Raw genomic sequence first — 18,979 nt, 5'->3', positions numbered from 1 at the left:
CGGGCGTCGGGCGCGCGCCGGCGGTTCGAATCCTGCGAGTGGCCCATGCTGTATGCGCTGATTGCCGATGCGGTCCTGACCGCCCACCTGCTGTTCATCCTGCTGGTGGGCCTGGGCGGCGTGCTGGCTTTCTTCTGGCCCCGACTGGTGTTTGTTCACATCCCGGCGGTCTGCTGGGGCGCTTATGTCTCGCTCAGCGGCCGGATCTGTCCACTTACGCCACTGGAACAGCAGCTGCGCGTCGCTGCCGGTCAGCAGGGCTATGCCGACGGCTTCATCGATCATTATCTGGTCGCGCTGATCTATCCCGCCGGGCTGACGCGATCGATTCAGATCGCGATCGGCGTGGCCGTCATCGGCGTCAACGTAGTGTTGTACGGGCTGTTGTTATATCGCTGGGTCTGTACACGCCGTCGAGAGGACAGGCGCGGGCGGTCAATACAGGGCTGACGATGTCGCGTCAGCGCGGGCGAACCAGCAGGTTCTGATGTGCCATGCCGATACGGCCCTGGCTGTCGTAGAGTGTCGAACTGGCGAGGCCCACACCGTTGGGCTGGACGATGGTTTCGGCATCCAGCCCGATCCATTCACCCACCGGCGCGCGATGCAGATAGAGGGTGAGATCGGTATTGGTGAACAGAAATTCGTCGAACGGCAGCACCCAGCTGATGCCGTTGCCGAAGTCCGCGGCTGCCGCGGCGCGCATGGCGGGGGTGGTTTCGACGCCGTCGATCAGGGGGACGCGCAGACAAAACCACGCCGCCGCCGGCCCGGGTACACGGGTGCTGCCGTGGGCGACGCGGATGTCCATGGCCTCGTGATGAAACGACTCGCCCGTCGGCATGCCGGGCGTGTCGAAACGCTCGGTGCAGTCCGCGGGTTCCGGTTCTAGCCGCGCGGCCGATGTGGCGGGAACCGCCGTGGATTGTTCGCGCAGCATCAGGGCGATGGCCCGTCCCACCACGCTGCCCTCGTGTTCGATACGCAGGGTCACGCGCCGCGCGGTTCGTCCGCGGCTGGTCTCGACCGCAACCGTCAGGGCCGCGACCGGAACCGGTCGCGAGAGTTCGAACGTCAGCCGGGCGAGAAAGAATTCCTCGCCGACCGCGGTCTCGGCCAGATGGGCCAACAGCGCGGCCGGCGCGCCGCCGTGCTGTGCGTTTTCATCCCAGGGACCGCGAGATAGCCCGGTTGCAAGAAAGGTGTCGCCGTCGCGCAGGAATACGCTGTGCGGATTTGCCGATGACATGCCGATGCTCTTTCAGAGGTTGCAGATGATTCGGCACGCATCCTGCCACGGATCGTGCGCAGCGACACTCGACGCACGCCGCCGGCGCAGACCGGCGGGCGCACATCGTACCGCTGGTTTGTCAGCCGGCGGCCCGAGCCTGGGGCCGGGCCTTGAACACGAATCCGTCGTACCCGTTGGCAGCAACCGCTTCGCAAATCTGGCGGTAGTGGGCGGCGCCGCCGGCGTAGGGCATGAAGATGCGCGGCTTGCCCGGCACATTGGCGCCCAGATACCAGGAGCTGTTGGCCTTGGGCAGCAGGGTCTGTTCGGCGGCGTCGTTGACGTGTGCCACCCATCGATCCTCGGACTGCGCGCTGGCCTCGATACGGGTCAGGCCCTGATTCCGCATGTGGTCGATGCAATCGCTGATCCAGTCGACATGCTGTTCGATGGAGGTGGGCATGTTGGTCAGCACCGACGGGCTGCCCGGGCCGGTGATGGTGAACAGGTTGGGAAAGCCGGCCATCTGCAGGCCCAGATAGGTGCGCGGGCCGGCGGCCCATTTATCGGCGAGTTTCTGCCCGTCGCGGCCTTCGATATCGATATTGAGCAGGGCGCCGGTCATCGCATCGAAGCCGGTGGCGAACACCAGCGCATCGAGGGGATAGTGGGCCTCGGATGTTCGCAGCCCGCCGGCGTTCATCGCCTCGATCGGCGTGCGCCTGACGTCGACCAGCGAGACGTTATCGCGGTTGTAGGTCTCGAAGTAGTGGGTATCGATCGGCGGTCGCTTGGTCGCGAACGGATGGTCGTAGGGTGTGAGGGTTTCGGCGGTTTGCGGATCGTCGACGGTCGCGCGGATCTTGTCGCGGATGAACTCCGAGGCCGTGGCGTTGGCAGCTTCGTCGGTCAGCAGATCCTTGAACACGGTACGAAACCGCAGGCTGCCGCGTTCCCATGAGGCTTCGTAACGGGTCTGGCGCTCGTCGTCGGACACGGCCAGCGCGGGGGTGTCGCTGACATCGAAGGGATGGCAGTTGGCCGATTCGCGCTGCTTGCGCCGAATCGCCGCGTAATCGGCCTTGTAGGCATTTTCTTCGGCCGGATCGAGGGGCGCGTTGCGGGCCGGTACGCTGTAGTTGGCGGTGCGCTGGAATACAGTGAGATGCGCCGCCTGTTCCGCGATCACCGGGATCGCCTGGATGCCGGTGGAACCGGTGCCGATCACGCCGACGCGCTTGCCGCGAAAATCGACGCCTTCATGCGGCCACTGGCCGGTGTGGTGCCAGTCGCCTGCAAAGTCATCGAGGCCGTCAATCTGCGGGATATTCGCCGACGACAGGCAGCCCACGGCGGTGATCAGAAACCGTGCGCTGAAGCGTTCGCCGCCGTCGGTATCCACGCTCCATTCGTCGGATGTGGCATCGAATACGGCCCGGGCGATCCGCGTGGACAGCTGGATGTCCGGACGTAGATCGAACTTGTCGGCCACGTGGTTCAGATAGTTCATGATCTCGGGCTGGCCGGGATAGCGCTCGCTCCAGCGCCATTCCTGCTGCAACTCGTCCGAGAACGAGTACGAGTAGTAGTAACTCTCGGAGTCGCAGCGCGCGCCGGGGTAGCGGTTCCAGTACCAGGTGCCGCCCACGCCGTCGCCGGCTTCGAACACGCGTGCCGACAATCCCAGTTCACGCAGGCGATGGAGCATGTAAAGCCCGGAAAAGCCGGCGCCCACGACCACGGCGTCCAGCCGACGCGGTGTCTGGGCGTCGGCCGACGCTGACTGACGATTGTTCACTGGCATGACTCCTCCGATCTCGTTCTTGGTCGGCAATGCATCGCCGCCGGTATTGTTGTATTGAAAAGCGCCGCGTCGGTCTATCGTTCGGCTTGCTTGAGCGACGGGGCCTCCAATGCCGCGCGCAGATGCGCCGCGGCGTCTTCGAGGGCCGTGATGCCTGCGTCCATGATGAAACAACGGGTCACGAAGCCGTGGATCTGGCCGTCGTAGCGATGCAGTGTCACGGCATTGCCGGCTGCGCTTAGAAGATCCGCATAGGCTTCGCCTTCGTCCCTGAGCGGGTCGAATTCCGCGGTGATGATGAATGCCGGTGGCAGATTCGTGGCGTCCTCGATTCGCAGCGGCGAGGCGCGCGGGTCGCGACCGTCGCCGTCACCAAGATAATGATTCCAGAACCAGCGCATCAGTTCGGTGGTCAGATAGTAGCCTTCGCCGTTGTCGCGACAGGAGGCGGTCTGTGCATCGTGGTCGGTCGCCGGATAGAACAGCAGCTGGAAGGCGATGTTCGGGCCGCCGTGATCGCGCGCGAGAATGGCGACCACCGCGGCGATATTGCCGCCGGCGCTGTCGCCGCCGACCGCGATGCGAGCGGCGTCGATGTTCAGGTCGGCGGCGTGTTCGGCGACCCACCGGGTCGCGGCATGGCAGTCCAGTACCGGTGCCGGGAAGGGGTGTTCCGGGGCCAGTCGATAGTCCACGGAGATCACCACCGCCGACGCCCGGTTGGCGAGAATGGTGCAGGCGGTTTCCACCGAATCCAGGTTGCCGGCTACCCAGCCGCCGCCGTGGAAATAGATCAGCGCCGGAAACGGGCCGTGACCGGCAGGCGTGTACACGCGCAGGGGTATATCGCCGTTGGGGCCGGTGGCGACATGTTCGGTCTGTGCCGCGACCGGTTCGGGCGTGCCGCCGGAGATCGAGGCCAGGGTGGCACGCAGCTCCGTCGGGCTCAGCTCATGGATCGGCGGGCCGCCCATGGCGTCCAGTCGCTGCAGAAATTCGCGTGCCTGTGGGTCCAGTGGCATTGATCGGCGCCTCGTCAGACAGAGCACGCCCGGGCTGGCGCGCGATCAGTCGAGACTTCCAGTCCGGCAATCTGCTGTCAATACGTCTGTGTCATGAAACGATTCTCTTTCAGCAGTCGTCATCAGCTAGTCGGCTGCCTGTTCCAGAGCCGCGATATCGATCTTCTTCATCGTCATCATCGCGGTCATGACCCGGCCGGCCTTTGCCCGATCGGGATCGGCGAGCAGGCGCGGCAGCATACGCGGCACGACCTGCCAGGACACGCCGAATCGGTCCTTGAGCCAGCCGCACTGTTCGTGTTCGGGATACGCGGACAAGGCGTTCCAGTAATGGTCGACCTCGGCCTGGTCGGCGCAGTCGATCGAGAGTGAAATCGCTTCGGTAAACGGGACGCCCGAGCCGCCGTTCAAACCGAGATAACGCCGGCCGGCCAGCGTGAATGTCACGAGAAGCGCGTCACCGGCCTTGCCGGCCGGGTAATCCACGGGCGCATGCATGACCTCGTCGATGCGTGAATCCGGAAACAACTCCACATAGAAGTCGGCCGCCTGCTCGGCTACGCCATCGAACCACAGACAGGTACTGATGGGTTCCATCGCTATGCGCCTCTTGATCCGACGAAGCCGATCATCGCGCCCTGGGGATCGCGCGCCTGGATCACCCAGTCGCCGCCCGGCACCTCGGTGGGACCATGGAGCAGGGTGCCGCCGTTGGCCGCTATCGCTGCGTTGATCGCGTCGATATCGTCGACCCGGAAATAGTAGCGCCACATCGGCGGGGTACTGTCCTGTGGGCGGTTCATCATCGCGCCGAGCATCGTGTCGCCGTGGTGAATAAAACTGTAGTCACCCATCGGTCCCATCGGCATGACGTCGCCTTTGGTCCAGCCGAACATCGTTTGATAGAACTCGAGCGCGGTGTCCTGGTTGGCTGCGGCGAGTTCGTTCCAGGCGCAGTGGCCGGCGACCGTGGGCGCGAACGATCGGCTCTGTTCGTCGCTTGCGCCGCGCATCAGATAGAACGGCGCGCCCTGCGGGTCTGCCACGAAGGCGAAGCGGCCAACGTCGGGGATATCGGTGGGTTCGACGTGCACGCTGCCGCCAAGCGAATTCAGTTTGGCGGCAGCCGCATCGACATCGTCGACGCCGATATAGAACAGCCATTGTGGTGCCATGCCGGCGTCGTCCGGACTGCGCAGCAGGCCGCCGACCGCGCTGTCCATGGTCGAGATGATGCGGTAATCCCGCTCCAGACCGCCGGCCGGCTTCGATACCGACCAGCCGATGACGGCGCTGTAGAACGTCTGTGCCGCGTCGGCGTCGCGGGTGAGCAGTTCGTACCAGATCGGGGTGCCGTGACGATTGCGCATGTCAATTCTCCGGGTCGGCGGTGTCCAGCAGCGGCGCGAACCCGCCCCAGATCATGCGCATGCCGTCGAAGGGCATGTCGCCGAGTCTGCATGCGCGGGTCGCTCTGCATGCGTTCGGCGCCGGCGTCGCAGGTTGCCCGGTCGGGCCATTCGATCCAGGCGAAGACGACGGTCTCGTCCGCTTTCGCCTTGACCGCGCCCTGGAAATCGGTGACCTTGCCGGCGGGCACGTCCTCGCCCCAGGCCTCGACGATTCGGGTGGCGCCGAATTCCGTGAATATCGGCACGGCCTTGGCGGCCATGTCGCGATAGGCGTCCTTATTGGCGGTGGGCACCGCGACTACAAAACCCTGGATATAGCTCATTGCAGGTCTCCTTGTTCTGACTTTTGTTGTGGCCCTTGTGTGGGGCCTTTTCTCCATATATCGGGCAGCCGAGCCGCGCTCAGCCGGCGTAGTCGAGTTGTGGATACCAGTCGCGGCCGCGCCCGTCGGGGGTCGCGTCGAGGATTGTCCATAGCGGCATGAGATCGGGTGCGCCGCGCGGATCTTCGCCGGGGTCGGCGGTCACGAAACCCATCTCCTGGCCCCAGAAGTGCCGGATCGCGCCGTCGCGGCGGATGAATACGTTGAAGGCGGGGTTGTCTTCGCCGGTCGCCGACAGGGCGTGATAATCGCGGCAGAAGGCGGCGCTCGTATCTGAATACAGCGGGAGGTGCTGCCAGCCGCGTTCACGCTTGAACGCCAGCAGGCGTTCGATCGGCGCGCGTGCGATCACCGCGAAAGCCACGCGCTGCTCGACATCCGGCGCTTCGCCGTCCCAGGCGCTCAGCAGCGAGGTGCACATGGGGCAGGGGCGCTCACGCTCGGGGCCGAACATGTAGTTGTAGACCACGAGCGTATTCTTGTCGCCGAAGAGTGCGGCGAAGCTCACGGCGCCGTCGACGCCCTCGAACCGGTAATCCGTGGTTACCTCGCCGCCCGGGGGCAACGCCCGGCGCTGTGCGGCCACGCGTTCTATATGCCGGCGCAGTTCGATCTCCTCGGCGAGCAGGGCGTCGCGGGCGATGCGATAGGCGCGGCTTTCATTGGGGTAGCGCACGCCATTGGCCTGGGCGAGGTCGGTGGCCGATTCCAATCGATTCCTATGGCTCGTCATGATCTTCCTCCTGATCACCGCGATTCCTTGCGGATAGGTCCGGCGCAAGTGCATGGCCGTCTGGGCCTAGCATTGACAATATAAGTTGATATCAACATAATAAGATCATGTCAACAGACACAATCCAGAAATCCCCTGTCCCCTACGAAACCACCCTTCACGTTCGCGATCATTGCCTGTGCCTGCACACGCAGCGGACCGCACGGACGCTGGCCCGGCGCTTCGACGAGGCCTTGCGGCCGGCGGGTATCACCAGTGGCCAGTTTTCGCTGCTGATTTCGCTCAACCGCCCGAAACCGCCGTCGATAGGGTCGGTAGCCACGTTGCTGGCCATGGACCGCACGACCCTGACCGCCAACCTCAAACCACTGGAGCGGCGCGGCCTGTTGACGGTGGTTCCCAATCCCGAGGATCGCCGCGGTCGTCTGCTCACACTGACCGCGGACGGCCTCAATCTGCTTCAGGCCGCCGTGCCCATCTGGGAACAGACACACGCAGACGTGGAAAGCGCGCTCGAAGACCCGGACGCGGATTCGCTGCGTCACGGGCTGGCAGCGTTGCGGTGAGTCAGGGCAGGTTGCCTGTATCACGCGATAGTGTGTGACCGGGCACCAAGCACCGATGACACCGGCATGGATGGCGCAGGCCAGGGCCGGTGCAGAAAGAACGCGAATCCCGACGACTGTCGTTGCGGGCCTCAGGCGCGCAGGCGGCCGACGAATCCGGCAATCGCGTCGCCGATCTCATGCGGCGAGTCTTCCTGGATGAAATGCACCCCGCTGACGGTGACTTCTTCCTGATTGGGCCAGCCACGACAGATTTCGCGCTGTGCCCCGATCAGGATGCTGCCGGGGTCGGCGTTGATGAACAGCTTGGGTAGAGAGGCGTCTTCGGCCAGCCAGCGGCCGTATTGAGTGACGATCTCGTGCACGTTCGCGGGCTCGCCGTCGATCGGGATCTCGCGCGGCCAGGTCAGCGTCGGGCGGCGGCGTTCGCCGCTGTCGGCGAACGGGCGACGGTATTCGTTCATCTCGTCCTCGCTCAGATCACGCAGTATCGAGCCGGGCAGTATCCGTTCCACGAAGATGTTCTTTTCCAGCACCAACTCCTCGCCGGCGTCGCTGCGCATGGCCTGGAAGATGCCGCGCGCATTGTCGGGCCAGTCGGCCCAGGTGACGGGTGCAACGATCGCCTCCATATAGGCGATGCCCTGGATTTTGTCGCGGTTGCGGTTCGCCCAGTCGAAACCCAGGCCTGAGCCCCAGTCGTGCACCACCAGCACCACGTTGTTGTCGACGCCGAGCTGTTCGAGCAGCGCATCGAGATAATTGCGGTGTTCGGCAAATGTGTAGGCATCGCGTCCGGTGGATCCACTCGGTTCGGAATCGCCCATGCCGATAAGATCCGGCGCGATGCAGCGGCCGTGTTGTGCCAGATGCGGCATGACGTGACGCCAGAGATAGGACGACGTCGGGTTGCCGTGCAGAAAGACGATCGGGTCGCCTTGGCCCATCTCCACATACGCCATCCGACGGCCGTGTACGTCGATGGTGCGTTTTTCGGGTCTGTCCGAGGTGGTGGTCATGGCGGCATCGCGGTTCGAATCGAAGCTCGACGTTAGCAAAGATTCGGGGCGATGTCGGGCGATTGCGGCGCAGTCTGCGGCTACGCAATGCGGCGATCGGCGAGTTGTGGGTCAAGGACGCTCGCGAAGCCCTAGGCAGGTGCCGAGCGCAGCATCGTGGTGCCGTGGCCACGCGACCATCTGTCGATCGGCCGCTTGACGCCTGTTCCCGCGCCGAAAGATACTCAGTCGCTGAAATGACGTTTTAAAAAACAACAGGTGGGTCATGAGCGAGTTGGAGGAGTTCCGGGCCGAGGTGCGTGCCTGGCTGGAAGACAACTGCCCCGAAGAGATGCGCCAGCCGCTGGCCTCGAACGACGAGCATGTCTGGGGCGGCCGCCGCTGGGAGTTTTCGTCGGACGCGCAGCGCGTATGGTTCGAGCGCATGGTCGCGCAAGGCTGGACCGCGCCGGCCTGGCCCGTCGAATACGGCGGCGGCGGCATGACGCCCGCCCAGCACGACGTCTTCAAGGACGAGATGAAGCGCATCAACGCGCGCAGCCCGGTCAGCAACTTCGGCTTCTGGATGCTGGGCCCGGCGCTGCTCAAGTTCGGCTCCGAGGACCAAAAGCGCGAACACCTGCCGGAGATCGCCCGCGGTGAGATCCGCTGGTGTCAGGGTTACTCCGAGCCCAATGCCGGTTCCGATCTGGCCAGTCTCAAGACCTCGGCCGAGATCGATCGCGACCACTTCGTGGTCAACGGCCGCAAGATCTGGACGTCCTACGCGGATCGCGCCGACAAGATGTTCTGCCTGGTCCGCACGGATCCGGAGGCCAAGAAGCAGGCCGGTATCTCGTTCATCCTCCTGGACATGGATATTCCGGGCGTTTCGACCCGGCCGATCCAGCTCATTTCCGGCGAATCGCCGTTCTGCGAAACCTTCTTCGACGACGTGCGCGTGCCGCGTGCCAATCTCGTCGGCGAGATGAACCAGGGCTGGACGATCGCGAAGTACCTGCTCACCCACGAGCGCGACAACATCGGCGGTGAGCCGCCGGGGCTGCTCAAGGGCCGCGATCTGGCGCAGATGGCGCTGGAAGCGATCGGTAAGGACGAGGCCGGTCGTCTGGACGACCCCATGCTGCGGGCCGATATCGCGCGCCTCGAAATCGATGCCATGGCCTTCCGGGCGCTGGTCGAACAGACCCGCGCCAAGGCCGAGGCGGGCGAGGGCGTGGGTGCGCGTTCGGCCATGCTCAAGTATTACGGCACCGAACTGAACAAGCGCCGCTACAACCTGATGATGGATGCCATGGGCGGGCTCGGCCTGGAATGGGACAGCGAGCGCACCGGCGGCGGGCGCTACGCACGCGAATGGTTGCGCTCGAAAGGCAACTCGATCGAAGGCGGCACCTCGGAGATCATGCTCGGCATCATCTCGTCCGCCGTGCTCGAACTTCCCAAAGGTTAACGAGGCATCTCCATGATATTGAATGAAGAACAGCAGATGCTCGCCGACCTGGCCGAGCGCCTATTCGCCGACAAGGCAAGCGTCGATACCCTGCGCGCGATACGCGGTGGCAGCCACGGCGGTGACTACGACAACGCCCTCTGGCAGGCCATGATCGAATCCGGGCTGACGGGCATTCTGGTGCCCGAGGCGCATGGCGGCATGGACTTCGGCCTGGTCAGCGCCGGGCTCGTGGCTCGCGAGACCGGGCGCCGGCTTGCACTCACGCCGTTTCTGTCGACCGCCGTGCTCGGTGCGACCGCCATCGGCCGAGCCGGCGATGCCGAGCAGCAGCAACAATGGCTGGGGCCGATCGCCGAGGGGCGCCTCATCGTCGCGCTCGCGGTCGATGAAACCGGCAAGCACCGGCCCGAGCGTATCGCCAGCCAGGCGAAAGCTGATGGCAATGCCTACACGATCAGCGGTGACAAGACGCTCGTGGTCGACGGCGCGAACGCCGGCCTGTTCGTGGTCAGCGCCATGCACGACGGCAAGCCGCGTCTGTTCGCGGTCGAAGCGGCCGATGCCGGCGTGAACGTCGAGGCCGTCGCGGCGGTCGATACGCGAAGCATGGCCAACGTGCGTTTCTTCAATGCCAAAGCCCAGCTGCTCGACGCCAATGACAACGCACTGGACGATGTGCTGAACGCCGGCCGCGCGATCCTGGCCATGGAACTGGTCGGACTGTCGCGCGCTGTGTTCGATCGTACGCTCACTTATCTGAGCGAGCGCAAGCAGTTCGGCCTGCCGATCGGTGCCTTCCAGGCACTGCAGCATCGCGCGGCACATCTGTCGGTCGAGATCGAGATCAGCGAAGCGATGGCCTTTCAGGCGCTGGCCGCTTTCGATGCCGACACGGTCGATGCGCCCCAGCAGATTCTGGCCGCCAAGGCTCGGGCCGCGGATACCGCACGACTGGCCAGCGCCGAAGGCGTGCAGATGCACGGCGGTATGGGCATGACCGACGAGTTCGATATCGGCTTCTTCATGAAGCGCGCGCGTGCTGCCAGCGAACTGCTGGGCGATGCCAACTTCTGCACCGAGCGCTTTGCCCGGACGCGCGGATACTGACCTGATGGCGCCCGCCGTCCGGGCGCGGGCGGCGTGTGGCCCGCTCCGGTATGGCTTACGGGAATGTTTCGGTAAAGAAGCGTTTTAGGCGGTGTTGAGAGAAGACCAGCCAATTGGGGGCGCCGCTGGCCACCCCGGCAGTCTCGATGGCGTGGTGGTTTCTGGCCATCTCCTCGATCGTCTGTCTGTGGCGCGGTTCCACGTCCACGAAGAACACGTGTTTTCCGTCCCTGAGTGCCTGCTCGAACGACTTGAAGTGGGTATTCGGTGTCTGAATGCCCCAGAGCCCACCCTGCCAGGTCAAAAAGCCAAGCACGACGATCGCAAGAAACAGAAAGGGCATCCATCCCGCTGGCGTATAGGCCCAACCGGCCAGATGCGAAACCACCAGCACCAGTAACGCGCCGCCGACTCCCAGTGCGGCCCCGATCAGCGTCGAATGAATAATATCCTTGTGCATGAAGGACGTGATCTGATGCAGCTTCGGATGCGTCGCCGCGCCGCTGTCGTCCAGGGTCAGCAGATGCATCTGGGGCGTCACGACAGCGATACGCTCGAGACTCTGTTCGAAGCGTTCCAGATCGTGGAGGCTCTCGCTGATGAAAAAGAAGCGTGTCAATTTCATGGCCGCTCTCCGTCGAGCCTGCCCTGTGCGAGTCGTCGGTCTGTATCGACAAAACCCTCGCCAGGCAGGGCTGGAGTTCGTCTGGAGATCATCCTCCGAATCAATTCTTGCACTCTCGTTACGTTTTGCAAGCACTTTCGCCACGCGGGGTCGGGCATCGTGGTGAAGTCTTGCGCAAGACGCCGTCTCACCGCGCTCCCGGAAAGATGATCCAATTAAAGCCGATAAACGCGATCATTCGGCCCGGTTCGTCGCTTCCCACTCTGCCGTGGACAGAGGCGCGATCTGCGGATATCCGTCGCGTCTCGGTCGGCCACGCAAACTCGCCGCATTTCGATGCCGTTCGGTTCGACGGGCAAAGGGCGCAAGCGAAAAAAACGCCATGCGCCTTGACGACATGGGCGCGTGGGCTGGCTCGTCAGCGACGTTTCGGCGCGCCGCGCTTGGGCGTTTTCTTCGGCGTGCGTTTCGCCGTGTTGCTGCGTCGGACTTTCTCGCCGGTGGTCTGAGCCTGGCGTACCGCCAGGCGTTCGGCGGCACCGGCGATCTCGCTGTCCAGTTTCAGATAGTTGCCGACGCGCCGGGCATCCAGCGTGCCGGCCGCAATAGCGTTGCGTAGCGCGCAACCGGGCTCCTGGTCGTGCTGGCAGTTGCGGAATCGGCATTGCCGGGCCAGCGCCTCGATATCGGTGAAACCGCTTTCGGCAAGGTCTTCCTCGCCGGTGGGCTTGAGTTCGCGCATGCCCGGCGTATCGATGAGGCAGCCGCCCGACGCCAGCGAAATGAGCGCCCGGTGGGTGGTCGTATGGCGCCCGCGTGCGTCGTTCTCGCGCACGGCCCCGGTTTTCATGCGTTCGCTGCCGACCAGTGTGTTGGTTAGCGTGGACTTGCCAGCGCCGGAGCTACCGACCAGAACGGCGGTCATGCCCGGCCCGAGCCATGCGTGCAGGGTGGCGACGCTGTCGTGGTCAAGCGCGTTGACCGTGCATACGGGCACATCCTGGGCGTCGAGTTCGGCGAGCGTTGCGCGTGCTTCGTTCGCGCGGTCGCCGTTGGCACCGCCGCTGACGTCGGCCTTGGTCAGCACCACGACCGGCTGGGCGCCGCCCTGCACCATGAGCAGATAGCGTTCGATCCGGCGCGGATTGAAGTCGAGGTCGAGCCCGCAGACGATGAACGCTGTATCGATATTGGCGGCGATCAGCTGCTGGCCGTAGTGTTCACCGGCCGCCGCACGCTTGATCGTGCTCCGGCGGGGCAGCAATGCGACCGCCTTGGGCTTGTGCTCCGGCTCGCCGCGGATCAGCAGCCAGTCACCCACGGCGGGACGCTTCTCGGGCGTCAACCGCGGTCGTTGCCACTCGGGCAACGATTCGACGCTGAATCCCTGCTCCGGATGTTCCGCCACGACATAGCCGGAACGATGCTGTTCCACCACTCGCGCCGGACGCGCGTCGGGGTGAGCAGCCATGATGTCGGCCCATTCGCCGGCCGTCGGTGCGGCGCTGAACGGCCAGCCGATCGCACGCAGGGCGGTGAAGTCAGGAATCAAATGCGGTTGCAGACGTCTTTCATGGGTGGAGTCTAATGGCTGCCGGCCCCAGACGCAGGGCGATGCGGGTTTATTCCCGTACCCTCGACTCTTTCGTGGGTGCCGTCCGGGTAGACCTTGAACGTTTCTCCGCCCGAGGCCGCGGGGCCGACCGTGCCGCCGCTCTGCGCGGCTTCCATGCCGGACTCGAACTGGTCGAGCGTAATGCCGCCGGGTTTGGCGTTTGTGGCGCTGTCCTCGATGGTCGGGCTGGTGTCCAGCGAATCGTACATGTCGCTGAGTGTGGAGTCGGCCTCGGCCTCGGTTCGGCTGAGCAGGCCGTCGCCGTTGCTGTCCAGTTGGGCAAATCGGGCGGCGAGGTCGGTGCTGGCATCGTCAGCGGCGGCCGCTTGGGTCGCGAAGCCGCTGCCAGCCAGCAAGGCCAGCGCCAGTACGGTCAGGCTGTTCTTGAACATCGGGATGTCCATTTTTATGTGGGCTATTTGTACAAATTTACGCTGTTCGCGTGAATCCGTCATGAACAAGCCCTGTTGGCGCGAATCGTTACCGGGTAGCGTGGCGGATCGAACCGTTCGGCGGCGGGCAGCTTCGGCGTCGGCTGTAAGGCTTTCAATCATTCTTGGCCAAGGGCCACGAGCCGGTCGGATCACTGTCGCACGTACCCTGCGAATACGTGAGCCTGGTCGTCGTGTAACACTGGCTTTCGCGATCACTCGGTGGAAACGAATATGGATCTGGAGCAGCGAATAGCGTGCGGTATGGAACGGGTTCCGCAACTGCCGGACGTGACCATGGACAAGGCCGGGGCCGAATTGAGGCCGCTGTATCAGGATGTCGAGCAGACATTGCGCGTGCCGTTCGTGAATTTCATATTCCGCATGCTCGCCAATTTTCCCGATTATTTCGAGCCGACCTGGCGTGCGCTTGCCCCTGGACTGCGAACGCTGGAATTCGAGCAGGCCGCGGATCGGTTGCGCGCCGCCGCCGTGCCCGCGCTCTACGTCGATACGATGACCGGCGACGGGCTGAGTCCGGTCGATCGGCAGGCCGTCGTCGACTTCACCGATTCCATCCATTATGTATTGCCCAAGCTGTTGCTGGTTGCCAGCTGTCTTGATCTGCATCTGAGCGGTCATACGCCGGCGCAGCCGGTGGCGCGGTTGTCGCCCCGAGCCGTAGGCGGCGTGGCCGAGGGCACACGGCTGCTCGGATTCGTGGATCCTGCCCGGGCCGATGCGTCGGTGCGACGGATTTTCGATGATATCCGCGGCCTGCACGCGCATCCGGGTGTGGCCAGTTATTACCGTGGCCTGGGCAATTATCCAGGGTTTCTGGATACGGCCTGGTCGGCCGTGCGCACACGGGTGACAACGCCGGCATACGCGGCGCAAAAGCAGTCGGTAATCACACTCGCACAGACGCTTGCCGAGCCGTTCCTGCGGGATGAGTTCGCGTCGCTCGATGCGAGCGCGCATAACGATATCAGCGCGGTGCTGGCGGTCTTTCGCTACCGGATCATTCCGGATCTCCTGCTGGATGTGGCGCTGATCAAGTCGATGCTGGACGGCCCGGAGGCCGCCCGGCGGTCGCGGTTCAGTATTGCCTGATCGATCAGGCGCCTGTGCGCAGCTCAGTGAGCCGGGTCAACGTATCGATAGTGAAATCCGGGCCGAGATCGAGCGTATCCATCTGCATGCGCAGGAGCCGGAACATGGTGCCGGGGCCGACCACCGCGGCCGCGCGCACTTCATCTTGCATCATCTGCCGCGGTACGCGTTCGATCCAGGCGACGTTGAAACCGAAGCTCTTGGCGCCACAGACATCGAAGGGATTGCAGGACACGAATACCACGTCGTCCGTGGTGCCGCCCAGTGTGTCGGCGACCAGTGCGTAGGCGCCGGGGCTGGGTTTGAACATCTTGCTCGGGTCGACGCTGATCACCGCGTCGAGCGCCTGCTTCAGGCCGGTGTTGGCGACCAGGCGATCGAGCATTTCCTGGCTGCCGTTGGAGAGGATGGCCAGCGTGTGGCCCTGTGCCCGAAGCGCCTCCAATGCGGCCAGCGCATCGGGGTAGGGGCTCAGATGCAGATATCGATCGAGGATCCGATCGAAGGTCTTGGGGGCGTATTCCAGGCCGAGGCTGTCGAGTGTGTAGACCAGGGATTCGCGGGTGACTTCCCAGAAATCCACATAGCGGCCCATCAACGAACGCAACCAGGTGTATTCGAGTTGTTTCAGGCGCCAGACCTGGGTGATGGTTTCGCCGTGGCCTGGAAACGCGTCTTCGGTGGCTTCAGCCACCGAATAGACGTCATAGAGCGTGCCGTAAGCGTCGAAAACAAACGTGCTCATTCGGAGACTCCTTGATCAAATTTACGGAAAAAGGGTGAATATGATCGCCGGCCAGGCGCCACAACATATGCGGTAACGGTGCAACTGCGCATCAGTCGGTCTCGACTGTCGCTGGAAAACGCAACGGCAGCACGCGCAGCGACACTGTCACCGGGGGCGCCACGGGTGGGTCGATGCGCAATGTGCCCGTCGTGTGCCTATTCGAAGTCTATACTGGCCGCCGTCAAACGCAGCCATGAACAGGAGCAGCACGTGAACGAACTGCACAGTGGATTTCACCAACTGGGCCATAGCGGTCTCAAGGTGTCGCGGCTTTGTCTGGGCACGATGATGTTCGGCAAGCAGACCGACGAGGCGACGTCCCGGCGGATCATCGACCAGGCGTTCGAACAGGGCGTGAACTTCATCGACACCGCTAACGTCTACAACGGCGGGGCGTCCGAGGAAGTCGTGGGACGAGCGATCGCCGAGCGGCGCGACGACTGGGTCGTGGCCACCAAGGTCGGTAGCCCGATGGGCGACCAGTCGTTGCCGCATCGTCGCGGTCTGAGCCGCAAGCACATGCACAAGAGCGTGCACGACAGTCTCGCGCGCATGGGCACCGACCATATCGATCTGCTCTATCTGCACCGCGAGGATCACGACACCCCGGTCGAGGAATACGTTGCCACCCTCGGCGACCTGATCCGCCACGGTCTGGTGCGCCATTTCGGCATTTCCAATCATCGTGGCTGGAAGACCGCCGAGATCGTGCGTGCCTGCGACCAGCTCGGCGTGGACCGGCCGATCGCTACCCAACCGCTCTACAACGCGGTCAATCGCCAGGCCGAGCAAGAGGTATTTACCGCCGCCGAGCATTTCGATATGGCCGTGGTGCCCTATAGCCCGCTGGCGCGCGGCGTGCTCACCGGCAAGTACGCGCCCGGCGAAAAGCCCGGCGCCGACACCCGGGCCGGGCATCAGGACAAGCGCATGATGGAGACGGAATGGCGCGAGGAATCGCTGGTCGTCGCCCAGAAGATCGCGGACCATGCCCGATCGCGTGATATCGAACCCGCAGAGTTCGCACTCGCCTGGGTGATGAACAACGATCTGGTTACCTCGGCCATCGTGGGTCCGCGCACCGAAGCGCATTGGGACAGCTATATCCGTGCCCTCGATATCGAGTTGACCGAGGAAGACGAGGCGTTGGTCGATTCGCTGATCACGCCGGGCCATGCGTCCACCCCGGGTTTCAACGACCCGGCCCATTTCGTGTCCGGGCGCTATCCGCGCAGCTGAACGGGATCGTGCGGTGCGGCCGGATGCCGAAACATCCGGCCGCATCAATGTCCGTCGACCTAGTTGGTCGCGGTCGGGGCCGACGACTGATAGCCGGCGCTCATTTCGGCCTCGCTGAGCACACCGTCGTTGTTGGCATCGATGGTCCTGAACACGTGATCATGCGCTTGCATGAACTCCTCCCTTGAACACATGCCGTCATGGTTTTTATCCAGCATCGGCATCAGCTCATCGTGATCAGCCATGACCTGCTCTGCGTAATAGCGGTTGTAGTCCATCACCGCTTCGGCCTGTGCCAGCACGATGAACGCAGCCGGATCGGTCAGAGCCGGGGCGTCGCGGTCGGCGGCGCTGGCGGATAGCGCCATGCCACCGAGCGCAGCGCCGGCGATCAGAATGCTCAGTTTCTTGTTCATGGTCGTCTCCAGTACTTTTTGTTATCGGCAGAGTCGATGCACTCCGCCAAGTATTGCGTGATCACGCCGAATGCATGTCATGCGCAATGTCGAAAGCGAGCCATGCTCGCCGGTTTGTCGGTCAGCGTGTCGCGGTCCGGGGCAATCCATGGCGTGTCCAACGCGGGACAAGCCAGCCGTTGAGGGCGCCGTAGGTCACGTGGAGTACGAGGGTGAGCACGACGTATTTGATCGGGTTGCCGATATACAGCGGCGCGTCGGCTGCCAGGTCGTGGCCACTGCCGCCGAAACCGAACAGGCCCCAGCCGATGATCGGCGTATAGACGATCATCATCAGCAGCCATTGAACCAACGCCAGCCCGGTGCCGTTGGCAATCGATACACGATCGCGGAACAGCGCATAGAGAACGACCGCCCAGGCAAAGCCATAGCCGAAGTGCAACAGCAGAGCCAGCGGTTTGGGCGGTATGTCGATGGCAGCCAGAAATGCGGCCGATGGCGACAGATTGAACGGGGCCGCGCCGGTCACGTTCACGCCGACGAACATGACGATGAATATGATCAGGCTGCCGATCAGCCCGACACACCCGGCTTTGATCCAGTTCATTGCGTACTCCACTTTTTCGAATGTCTGACCAATAGACCCGGGCACGCCGATTTTTATTACAGGCGCGATGACGACCAGGACGTGGCGGACGAGCCCGTATCGTGGATTGGTGGCGGCGTCCGGATGAATCCGGTACCGAGGGCGAGGCAATCAGCCGCGGTCGGTGTTCAGCCGCGCCGATCCATCGACTGCCGCACGTTGGCGGCGAAACGCGCCAGCATCCGGCGATCGGGGCAGAACACGCCGATGACACCGTCACCCAGAGGGATGAGCTTGCCAGGTATGCCGTCGGCCTGGACATCGTGGGCCATGGTGAGCGAGGCGTCGGGCATCATGAATATCCGCGCGTGCTCCTGGCCGTGGACGATGTAGAACTCGGCCGCCTCGCGACCGTGGATCATGCTTTCCCGGGCCGACACGACCCGCCCCATGTCTGCAGCGGCCAGATAAGCCTTGAGCCGTTGCGCCAGCCGTGCCAGCCGCGGACTGGTGATCGCCAGTGTCTGATCGCTGGCCGCCGGTTCCTGCATACGGCTTGCGATCGCCCGCGTCAGCGTCTGGCTGGTCTGGTACTCCCGGCCGCCCAGGCTCAGGCCGGTCGCAAGCGCGGCGACGACGGCCGCGGCGGCGAGCCAGCGTCGGACACGTCGCGGTCGCATGCTGGCCGCAAAGCGCACACGCTCACGCAGATTTTCGGGGACAGGAACCCGCAGCGCCGCGTCAAGCTGTTGTTCGAACTGCAGCTGTTCGCCGGCCAGGCGGGCGCAGGCGGCGCACTCCCGCAGATGGGCCGCGACGCGGGTATCGCGTGCGCGCGGCTGGGTGAGCAGCGCTCGGCGACATTCCAGACAGTTCATCGCACACGCTCCATCGTCCGGCCCGGGTGGTGTTTTTCCAGGCCGTCCATCAGCTTGCGACGAGCGCGAAACAGACGTGTCATGACGACATTCTCCGACAGTTCCATGGCGACGGCGATCTCGCGAACGCTGCAGCCGAGTATGACCTGCAGCGCCAGCGGTTCCCGATAATCGGCGGGCAGTGCGTGGATGCGCTGGCGTAGCCGGTGCTGTTCGGTGCCGGCTTCCGGATCGCTGGGGTTCGGATCGGCGATGGTAAACAGGTCGTGGTCGACGTAGTCGAACTGCCTGCGCTGATAAAGCCGTGCATGCTCACGCCGTAGCGTCGTGATCAGCCAGGCTTTCACGGCCTCGGGGTCCTTGAGCGAATCCAGGAAACGCCAGGCGCGCAGCAGTGTTTCCTGTACGAGGTCCTCGGCGAGCTGACGGTCGCCGCTCAACCAGCAGGCATAGCGGAACAGATCGTCCGTAAGCGCACCCACGAGCGCGTCGAAGCGTCGATGTTTGGCGCCGATCACGCGCAGGGCCGCGGGGAACAGATGTTCATACTGGAGAA

General features: G+C 64.0%; 21 protein-coding genes and 1 pseudogene. 6 read left to right on the top strand and 16 right to left on the bottom strand.

Annotated features, from left to right (window positions below; genetic code table 11):
- Positions 1–45 precede the first annotated feature (45 nt).
- The gene (locus ACFOSU_RS15270; RefSeq protein WP_380690802.1) at positions 46–450 is read left to right on the top strand and encodes a DUF2784 domain-containing protein; all 405 of its coding nucleotides are present in this window, start codon (positions 46–48) and stop codon (positions 448–450) included.
- Between the two features lie 10 nt (positions 451–460).
- Here the strand turns inward: ACFOSU_RS15270 and ACFOSU_RS15265 are convergent, their stop codons facing one another.
- The 7 genes and pseudogenes from ACFOSU_RS15265 to ACFOSU_RS15235 form a co-directional block, all read right to left on the bottom strand.
- Positions 461–1,249, bottom strand: coding sequence for a thioesterase family protein (locus tag ACFOSU_RS15265; RefSeq protein ID WP_380690801.1), 789 nt, complete (start codon positions 1,247–1,249; stop codon positions 461–463).
- Positions 1,250–1,370: 121 nt separating this feature from the next.
- On the bottom strand, positions 1,371–3,035 hold the full coding sequence (locus tag ACFOSU_RS15260) for a flavin-containing monooxygenase (protein WP_380690800.1): 1,665 nt from the start codon (positions 3,033–3,035) through the stop codon (positions 1,371–1,373).
- Positions 3,036–3,109: 74 nt separating this feature from the next.
- Positions 3,110–4,057, bottom strand: coding sequence for an alpha/beta hydrolase (locus tag ACFOSU_RS15255; RefSeq protein ID WP_380690799.1), 948 nt, complete (start codon positions 4,055–4,057; stop codon positions 3,110–3,112).
- Between the two features lie 126 nt (positions 4,058–4,183).
- Entirely contained in the window at positions 4,184–4,654 is a 471-nt protein-coding gene (locus ACFOSU_RS15250) for a VOC family protein (protein WP_380690798.1), read from the bottom strand.
- Between the two features lie 2 nt (positions 4,655–4,656).
- Positions 4,657–5,427 (bottom strand): VOC family protein, encoded by a 771-nt coding sequence (locus ACFOSU_RS15245; RefSeq protein WP_380690797.1) that lies wholly within the window; start codon positions 5,425–5,427, stop codon positions 4,657–4,659.
- Position 5,428: 1 nt separating this feature from the next.
- A pseudogene (locus tag ACFOSU_RS15240) lies at positions 5,429–5,792 on the bottom strand (DUF1428 domain-containing protein).
- Between the two features lie 79 nt (positions 5,793–5,871).
- On the bottom strand, positions 5,872–6,585 hold the full coding sequence (locus tag ACFOSU_RS15235; protein ID WP_380690796.1) for a DUF899 family protein: 714 nt from the start codon (positions 6,583–6,585) through the stop codon (positions 5,872–5,874).
- A gap of 107 nt (positions 6,586–6,692) precedes the next feature.
- Between ACFOSU_RS15235 and ACFOSU_RS15230 the strand changes: the two genes are divergently transcribed.
- Positions 6,693–7,151, top strand: a complete 459-nt coding sequence (locus tag ACFOSU_RS15230) for a MarR family winged helix-turn-helix transcriptional regulator (protein WP_380690795.1) — start codon at positions 6,693–6,695, stop codon at positions 7,149–7,151.
- A gap of 131 nt (positions 7,152–7,282) precedes the next feature.
- Here ACFOSU_RS15230 and ACFOSU_RS15225 read toward each other — a convergent pair whose 3' ends face one another.
- Positions 7,283–8,170 carry a haloalkane dehalogenase gene (locus ACFOSU_RS15225; protein WP_380690794.1) on the bottom strand — a complete coding sequence of 296 codons (888 nt, stop codon included), beginning with the start codon at positions 8,168–8,170 and terminating at the stop codon, positions 7,283–7,285.
- A 265-nt stretch (positions 8,171–8,435) separates the two neighbouring features.
- On the opposite strand from ACFOSU_RS15225, the gene ACFOSU_RS15220 reads away from it, so the two are divergent.
- Positions 8,436–9,623 (top strand): acyl-CoA dehydrogenase family protein, encoded by a 1,188-nt coding sequence (locus ACFOSU_RS15220; protein ID WP_380690793.1) that lies wholly within the window; start codon positions 8,436–8,438, stop codon positions 9,621–9,623.
- A gap of 12 nt (positions 9,624–9,635) precedes the next feature.
- Positions 9,636–10,733 carry an acyl-CoA dehydrogenase family protein gene (locus ACFOSU_RS15215; protein WP_380690792.1) on the top strand — a complete coding sequence of 366 codons (1,098 nt, stop codon included), beginning with the start codon at positions 9,636–9,638 and terminating at the stop codon, positions 10,731–10,733.
- 55 nt (positions 10,734–10,788) lie between these two features.
- Here the strand turns inward: ACFOSU_RS15215 and ACFOSU_RS15210 are convergent, their stop codons facing one another.
- From ACFOSU_RS15210 to ACFOSU_RS15200, 3 genes are all read right to left on the bottom strand, one after another.
- Positions 10,789–11,358, bottom strand: a complete 570-nt coding sequence (locus ACFOSU_RS15210) for a hypothetical protein (RefSeq protein WP_380690791.1) — start codon at positions 11,356–11,358, stop codon at positions 10,789–10,791.
- Between the two features lie 418 nt (positions 11,359–11,776).
- Positions 11,777–12,910 (bottom strand): ribosome small subunit-dependent GTPase A, encoded by a 1,134-nt coding sequence (rsgA, locus tag ACFOSU_RS15205; RefSeq protein ID WP_380690790.1) that lies wholly within the window; start codon positions 12,908–12,910, stop codon positions 11,777–11,779.
- A gap of 32 nt (positions 12,911–12,942) precedes the next feature.
- Positions 12,943–13,365 carry a hypothetical protein gene (locus tag ACFOSU_RS15200; RefSeq protein WP_380690789.1) on the bottom strand — a complete coding sequence of 141 codons (423 nt, stop codon included), beginning with the start codon at positions 13,363–13,365 and terminating at the stop codon, positions 12,943–12,945.
- Between the two features lie 303 nt (positions 13,366–13,668).
- On the opposite strand from ACFOSU_RS15200, the gene ACFOSU_RS15195 reads away from it, so the two are divergent.
- Positions 13,669–14,517: a halocarboxylic acid dehydrogenase DehI family protein gene (locus ACFOSU_RS15195; protein WP_380690788.1), complete on the top strand. Its 849-nt coding sequence runs from the start codon at positions 13,669–13,671 to the stop codon at positions 14,515–14,517.
- 4 nt (positions 14,518–14,521) lie between these two features.
- On the opposite strand, the gene ACFOSU_RS15190 is transcribed toward ACFOSU_RS15195, so the two are convergent.
- Positions 14,522–15,262: a haloacid dehalogenase type II gene (locus ACFOSU_RS15190; protein WP_380690787.1), complete on the bottom strand. Its 741-nt coding sequence runs from the start codon at positions 15,260–15,262 to the stop codon at positions 14,522–14,524.
- 252 nt (positions 15,263–15,514) lie between these two features.
- Between ACFOSU_RS15190 and ACFOSU_RS15185 the strand changes: the two genes are divergently transcribed.
- On the top strand, positions 15,515–16,543 hold the full coding sequence (locus ACFOSU_RS15185; protein WP_380690786.1) for an aldo/keto reductase: 1,029 nt from the start codon (positions 15,515–15,517) through the stop codon (positions 16,541–16,543).
- A gap of 59 nt (positions 16,544–16,602) precedes the next feature.
- Here the strand turns inward: ACFOSU_RS15185 and ACFOSU_RS15180 are convergent, their stop codons facing one another.
- The 4 genes from ACFOSU_RS15180 to ACFOSU_RS15165 all read right to left on the bottom strand — a co-directional run bounded on the left by ACFOSU_RS15180 (position 16,603) and on the right by ACFOSU_RS15165 (position 18,941).
- Positions 16,603–16,959, bottom strand: coding sequence for an EF-hand domain-containing protein (locus ACFOSU_RS15180; RefSeq protein ID WP_380690785.1), 357 nt, complete (start codon positions 16,957–16,959; stop codon positions 16,603–16,605).
- Between the two features lie 121 nt (positions 16,960–17,080).
- A complete protein-coding gene (locus tag ACFOSU_RS15175) occupies positions 17,081–17,566 on the bottom strand; it encodes a hypothetical protein (RefSeq protein WP_380690784.1) in 486 nt (161 codons plus the stop codon).
- A gap of 167 nt (positions 17,567–17,733) precedes the next feature.
- The gene (locus ACFOSU_RS15170) at positions 17,734–18,423 is read right to left on the bottom strand and encodes a DUF3379 family protein (protein WP_380690783.1); all 690 of its coding nucleotides are present in this window, start codon (positions 18,421–18,423) and stop codon (positions 17,734–17,736) included.
- Positions 18,420–18,941 carry a sigma-70 family RNA polymerase sigma factor gene (locus ACFOSU_RS15165; RefSeq protein WP_380690782.1) on the bottom strand — a complete coding sequence of 174 codons (522 nt, stop codon included), beginning with the start codon at positions 18,939–18,941 and terminating at the stop codon, positions 18,420–18,422. Before ACFOSU_RS15165 ends, ACFOSU_RS15170 begins: the two co-directional genes overlap by 4 nt.
- Between the last annotated feature and the right edge of the window lie 38 nt (positions 18,942–18,979).

Origin of the sequence: Salinisphaera aquimarina, from assembly GCF_042643355.1 — a bacterium.
In the GTDB taxonomy this organism is placed as follows: Bacteria; Pseudomonadota; Gammaproteobacteria; order Nevskiales; family Salinisphaeraceae; genus Salinisphaera; species Salinisphaera aquimarina.
Note: the sequence above shows the minus strand (reverse complement) of the source record. Positions and strands in the feature narration are given on the sequence as shown.